3 protein-coding genes and 1 pseudogene are annotated in these 6,440 nt (G+C 41.2%); all 4 read right to left on the minus strand.

All coding sequences use genetic code 11. From position 1 onward, the window contains the following. Positions 1-1,969 (minus strand): annotated as a pseudogene (locus ACVC7T_RS10745) (hypothetical protein); the annotation flags it as partial. A 48-nt stretch (positions 1,970-2,017) separates the two neighbouring features. Further along, positions 2,018-2,569, minus strand: coding sequence for a hypothetical protein (locus ACVC7T_RS10750; RefSeq protein WP_447262937.1), 552 nt, complete (start codon positions 2,567-2,569; stop codon positions 2,018-2,020). Beyond that, positions 2,553-2,744: a hypothetical protein gene (locus ACVC7T_RS10755; RefSeq protein ID WP_001068447.1), complete on the minus strand. Its 192-nt coding sequence runs from the start codon at positions 2,742-2,744 to the stop codon at positions 2,553-2,555. The genes ACVC7T_RS10750 and ACVC7T_RS10755 overlap by 17 nt, the downstream gene beginning before the upstream one ends. Further along, the coding region (locus ACVC7T_RS10760; protein WP_447262938.1) for an SspB-related isopeptide-forming adhesin at positions 2,745-6,440 on the minus strand (3,696 nt) is incomplete at its 5' end.

Below are 6,440 nucleotides of genomic sequence, written 5' to 3' on the forward strand. Positions count from 1 at the left end.
TAGAAAATTTTGGATTATAGTCATCAAAGAAATCATTGGCAAGTCCACCCCAGCCCACATACTTGGCAAGGAGTTCTTGTTCACTTAATGAAGCATTGCGGTGCTCTACTTCTAGATTTTTTACCAAACGAATGGCCGCAATGTTTGTCTCAACCTTATCTCTAGCAGTCTTTGGATAAAAGTCCGTCATATCTTCTGGAAAATAAAAGTCCGTTACTGGAATCTCTGGAATTGTTTCGACGACTTCCTCTTCAGGAATTTGATTATCTGATTCTTCAAGTTCAGTATCGTTATGACCTTTTTCTGAACCATCTGGTTCCAATAGTCCAATACTCTGAACTGGCTCCTCTTCCAGAAATGAGAATAGGTTTAATTCTTGGTCCGCTTCTTCTAACTCTGTTTGTTTTTCTGCCTTTAGCTGATGAAGTGCCTGCCTGACTTCTTCCCAGGTCCTCATATAAAGAACTGGATTTTGTTCAATGATATCCGAAAAATCATTGACTAACTCAATCCGAATCAAACCGTTCAATCGAGCATCGCTGACCGACACGACCTCAAAGTCCTGTCCCTTATAGGAAACCAATGACCCCAGAGGATAAGTGTCCAATACTCTCTGGACTAGTGGATTTTCCGCGAATTCTTCATCAACTACTACTTTCGACTCAGCTTTCTCTAGCTTGCTTTTCCAATCTCTGAGGGTTAAATCTGACTGATTGCGTTTATCTTTTTCAAATTGCTCCGCATCTTCTCTGCTGAGTTCTTGGTGTAAAAAGGCGTAGGCAACTTGTCGCAGCTCTTCAATGGAAAGCTGGCTACCAAAGAAAAATTCAACCTTTTCATGACTCAATCCCATTTGGAGTAGTTCTGTCGCAAGGGCTAGTTGAGTTACCGAGGCTTTGGGATAGCCACCTAGTAAAGCAAGGTCCGCATTTTTCAAACGAAAACGACCTGCCGCATCCAATAAAATACCGACTTGGTCTGATTCAAACTGAGATAGCTCAATCCCTAGCTGAGTCAATTTTTCTTGATTTTCTATCCAAATGGCTTGTCCAATTTTTTCTAATTCCTTTTCTTCGACTGTGGTCAGCGTTCGTTTCAGCTCATAGGGAGTGCCATCAGCTTCTAGATAGGTAAGTAACTCCTCGCCCTCAAAGACTGGTGTCATTTCCGTCTCAGTATCAAAATCACCTCGTCTAAAACTTGGGACTTTGGAACGTTCATTTCGAATTTGGTCAAAATATGTTAGAATCTCAAATTTACGTCGTAAAGATAACGCTTCATAAGCTGGCAGATGACTTGTTTTTCCTGTTTGAACATCTAGTTGAGACAAATCTACATCCAAACTAGCAATGATGAGAGAGCCATCTTCTCTAAATGATATTGCTTGATGAACACTAGCTTTGTGCTCATCACCAGTTTCTTCATTTTCTAGAACTGTTTCATCTACTTTTATTTCAAGCTCAGGCTCGTAAGTTAAGAGAAACTGTTCAATATCTCGGCTAATACGATCCGCTAAATTATTAGCCACACGATAAACATTGACCAAATTAGCTCCCCTACTCTTTTGTAATAGAGAATCTGGTGAAATAGTTTGGTAGTGTCCATTTGAGTCTAATAGTTGAAAACGAGTGGCCAGATTGAACAAGGCCACTTCAATCACCAAGTCTTTTTCAGACGGCGATAGTTGGTCAAGTTTTTGGAGACCAGTTTGGCCGAATACTTGTGTATAGGTCAATAGATCATGAGCAGTATCATAAGGACTAGCCTGGACAAAAGCTGAAACATCTGTCTCAAAGTGAAGTACCTGAACAGATCTTTTGAATTCCTGCCTATTGGTCAAAAACTGACGAATAAGACTATCCCACTCCTCATCAAAATGCTCTGCTTGGTAATATAAAAATGCCTCAAGCAGGGCTCTATCACGAGGAATGGTGGCTCTCATCATTTGTAGTAAGACTTCTTGATTCATTTTCCCTCCCATTTTAAAAGGGCTGAGAGTTTTTCTCAGCCCTTTGCGTTAATCCAGGACCAAGGCTCGTTGGTCTCTTTCTTGTGGAATACCTTCCATTACAGTTGCCACATAGTGTTGTAAGAAATGACTTTTCTGGTCTAGTAAATCTTTTTGCAAGGCAAGGTGAACCAAATCTCCAAAATAATCCTGACTGGAAATAGCCAAGTCCTGTTGAATCATGGCCTGTAAGGTTTCAAGACCGATTAAGGAATAGTCTTCACTATCCAAAATTTCATATTGATCCATCGTGTCAGAAAGACTATTCGAAGACATGACATCCATAATAAAACTAGAGCCTTCCCCTGTTCGGTACAGCTTTTCCAGAATGTCAGTCATATCTGCCTGTACTTCATCCTGATAACTATCCACTTTAACTCGTAGCTCATCACTAATCAAGGATAAGTCATCCTCATCCATATAATCTTGATAAACCTGATTGAGGATTGTTCTATCAGAAATACTTAATTCCAAAGAGAGAAAGGCTTTGATAAACTCTTGGTAATCGACCTTCTCCATTTCAGACAAAGCCTCTTTCATGGTGTCAAAGTTCCAAGTCATCGCACAACTCCTTTTGTGGGACTAGTGGTGAATGTCCAGATTGTAGCTCTTCTAAATCAGCTTGACCATCACCATCTGTGTCAACAGACTGCGGATTGGTTCCCAAAGCCAGTTCCTGAGCATCTGTCAGACCATCCTGGTCTGAATCCTTTTCATAAATAGTTTTTGGATTCATCTACTTCTCCTCCTTTTTCTTCAGTCCATAAGCCGTACCAAGTAGAATACCAGCTCCAATCAAGCCCAAAAGGGATTCCTGTTCCCCTGTATTTGGCAAAATACTTGCTGGAACAGGCGGTTCAATAGTCTCAATTGGTGGTTGAGGTGGTGTGGGTTGATTTGGACTTGGTTCTTCAGGTTGAGGTGTATGTGTTACAACTGTATTTGAGCTGATGACATAGCCATTCACTGTATGAAGGTAGGTATTCTCCACCTGACCAGTCGCAATCCGTTTCATCTGCAGGTAAACATCTGCCTGAAAGGCTGAATCATCAGAGATAGTCTCTAAGAAGGATTTATCAAATGAAATTGATACGAGGCCATTTTCTGTATCCACCTGTTGCAAGGTAAACTTCGTAACCTCCGTTCCTTCTTTTAAGACAGAACCGTCTTTGAGGATGACATCCGTCATCAGATAGCTGCGATAAACACCATTATACTCATCATGCTTTTCATCATAGTTATCTTCAAAACCATATTCAAATAAATCAGTCGCACGATTGCTTGGAATCAATGCTCCAACCAAGCGATAGTTAAAGGTTTGATGCAAGGCCACTTCTTTCCCGTCAAGGCTGGCATCTTTATGAGACAAGTCGATCACCACATCTTTTTGTGGGTCTAGTTTGGGAACATTGTTGACCACTGTTTCCGTGACATAGGCCAAGCCAAAATCAATCTGATAGGCTGTATTTTCATACTGACCACCTGTTTTGGTCAACTCATTTTTTACCGTCATCGGAAGCGTGACAACTAAGGTTTGACCAGTCTTCACATAGGTCTCATAGAAGGCTTTTGGATCATCGCTACTAAGAACTTGAATGGCTCCTTTAGGTGTAAACTGACGTTTAGCCATGGCATCTTGGACGACTTTCGGAGCTTCTGACAAACTAGCGTATGTGTTGACAGAGATACCAGATACACGATTGCCATCCTTATCCAAAACTTGAATGCCATCAGGATCTAGGGTAAGGGCTTCTTCTGGGTAATCGTCTACCATGTAAAATCCCTTGGCAAGAACATCATCCGTCACGACCATGTCCTTGTATTGACTGTAATCCAAGACAATTTTGTAATAATTGACCGTATTCGGAAGGACGGTCTTTCCATCAATTGAAATACCTTCTTGGTTGGTATTAGACTTATGTGGAGTTACTTTAGGGACAAAATTGGTCACCGTGTTGGTTTCATAGGCTTGCCCAAAGTCCACCTGATAAGCCACGTTTTCATAAGACTTCCCTGAATTAAGCATGGTTTCCAAAACAGTCATCGGAGTGACAATGGTAATATTCTCCCCCTTGGTCACATAAGATTCAAAAAAGGCTTGTGGGTCTTCAGGCATGAAAACTTGGAAAGCTCCTTTAGGCTGAATTTTTTGTTTAGATAGGGCTGCTTGTAAGGTGTTAGGAGCTTCTGATAATTGAGCATAGGACTTCACCATGATTCCTGAAACTGTTTTGCCATCAGATGTGATAAACTGAATAGCTGCTTCATCTGGCAATAAAGCTTCTTCTGGATAATCATCCACAAAGTAAAAACCTTGTACAATCTGAAACTTGTCTGCTTTAATCCCTCGGTATTGGTCCAAGTCCCATGAGAGAGTATAGTAATTTTGACTTCCCACTAGCATGGGCTTCCCATTGATATCCACTTTGTCTTTATTGAGGTTTTGTTTCTTAGGTTCTGGAGAAACAAGGGTGTTGGTCACTTCCTTGGTTTCATAGCCATTTCCAAAATCAACTTGATAAGACTTGTTTGTATAGGTCTTAGTTTGACCATAGAGACTATCTTTCACCGTCATTTTGGTCAAAAGAGCTAAAGAAGTTCCTGTTTGAACATACTGGTCATAAAAGGCTTGGTTGTCATCCGGCAAAAAGACTTGAAAGGCACCTGTCGGTGTAATCTTAGCACGAGCCAATTTATCTTGAAGGTCTTTAGGGGCTTCATTTAGGGAAGCATAGTTTTTAACCGTAATTCCTGATACCTTCTGACCGTCAAGGGTTGTAACAGCCGTCCCATTTTCCACCACATCAAGCACTTCCTCTGGGTAATCGTCCACAAAGAAGAAGCCTCGTGCAATTGTCTCTTTAGCAGAACGATCTCCCTTATACTGGTCCAAATCCCAAGTCAAACGATAGTGGTTGGTTGTGCCAAGGGCTACGACCGTGTCATTAATGAGGACACTATCCGCATTTTCATTGTTTTTATCTGGTGTAATGAGTGTGGTTGTCTCCCCATCACCTGGTGTACGAACCGTTACAACATTTGAAGTGACTGTGTAAGCATTTGTTGTGCCCTTGTTCAAAAGGAGTTTGTAACTATTGGAATAGGTTGCCCCATCATTTTGAACAGAACCATAGAGTTTTGGGGCGTTCAGTTGATAAACCTTGGTTAAATCTTTATTTACCTCCTGCAACAAGTTTTCCTTTGCGGTTAAGGTCACAAAATTCTTAGTCGCATCAAAGCTAAGGACATAGTTTCCATTCTCTTTTTGTGTTGTTTCCTTATCAAATAGGTAACCAGCAGGCAAGTAGTCCTCAAAAATGAGACTAGTCGTTTGGGCACGATTGGGCGATAAGGCATCAACTGTTAAGGGATAAATCACCGTTGAATCTTTTGCGATAGTTTTCTCATGAAGATTAGCTTGGTCACTATTGACTACTTCTTTCATAATCTCTGGAGTTGTCGTCAAACGGTACGCATGATAATGGACAGTCGGAACTTGTGGTGGCGTTGGAAGTTCTTTTGGAATAGGTTTAACAGGTAAGTTTACCTTGGTCAAAGTTAGACTAGGCTGCACTACTTCTTCCAAAGGCTTTGGCGTGAAGGTCACAGGCTTTTCAGGTGTAAAGGTTTTTGGAGTAAAGACATCTGGTGTTACCGTAATAGGTTCTGGAACGGGTTCAAGTTCCACCGCTACATGAGGTTTGGGACTATAAGGTGTCACTGTACGTGCAACTGGTAGGGTATTTAAGGCAAACCAGTAAGACAATCCAACATTCTGTGGCATATCGCCTTGGCCAAAGGTTACTGTGTAGGTATTGCCTGATGTAACTGTTGAGACAATTGCTCCTTTATAAGCATAACGACTTGATGTGGTATCCCATTCCTCAGGCAGATTCAAATCACTTGCACGGTTGAAACCCAAAGAACGGGCTAGACCTTCATTAGTCACTTGAACGGTTGAACCATTAATCGCCACAAATTTCCCAGAAGTATCTTTGACATATTCTAGACCAATGTCATTATGATTGAGGGAAGAATGCGTGAAGACTCCTGGTTTTTCTTTGGAGAAGGTAACCTGCGTTCCGTCTTCCAAGAAATACTTGGCAACTACACGAAATTCCATCTTGTCTGTTCGCCAATCACCATTTCCATCATTTCGATAGGCAATAAAACCTTCGGTTGGATCATTTGGCACAACCAATTTCACGGCATCGGTTCCAGCTGGTGATACAAGGTTGGTAATATCGTAAGTCACTCGACTAATCTTTTTCCCATCAAATCGTGCATTTTGGAGATTTTGATAGTTAAAACTAAGAGTCTCACCTGTTTTGAAGCTGTCATAGACAAAGAATCCTGTTGAATCCAAAATTCTTGAGTAGCCACCCAGCATGGCATCGCCAGTTGAAATGATTTGATTAGGATTTCGGGTAAT

It is taken from the genome of Streptococcus sp. P25B114 (genome assembly GCF_053010325.1).

Excerpts from the sequence above, each read along its gene's own strand:
- ACVC7T_RS10750 (WP_447262937.1), bottom strand. The coding sequence starts at position 2,569 with ATGACTTGGAACTTTGACACCATGAAAGAGGCTTTGTCTGAAATGGAG.
- ACVC7T_RS10755 (WP_001068447.1), bottom strand. The coding sequence starts at position 2,744 with ATGAATCCAAAAACTATTTATGAAAAGGATTCAGACCAGGATGGTCTG.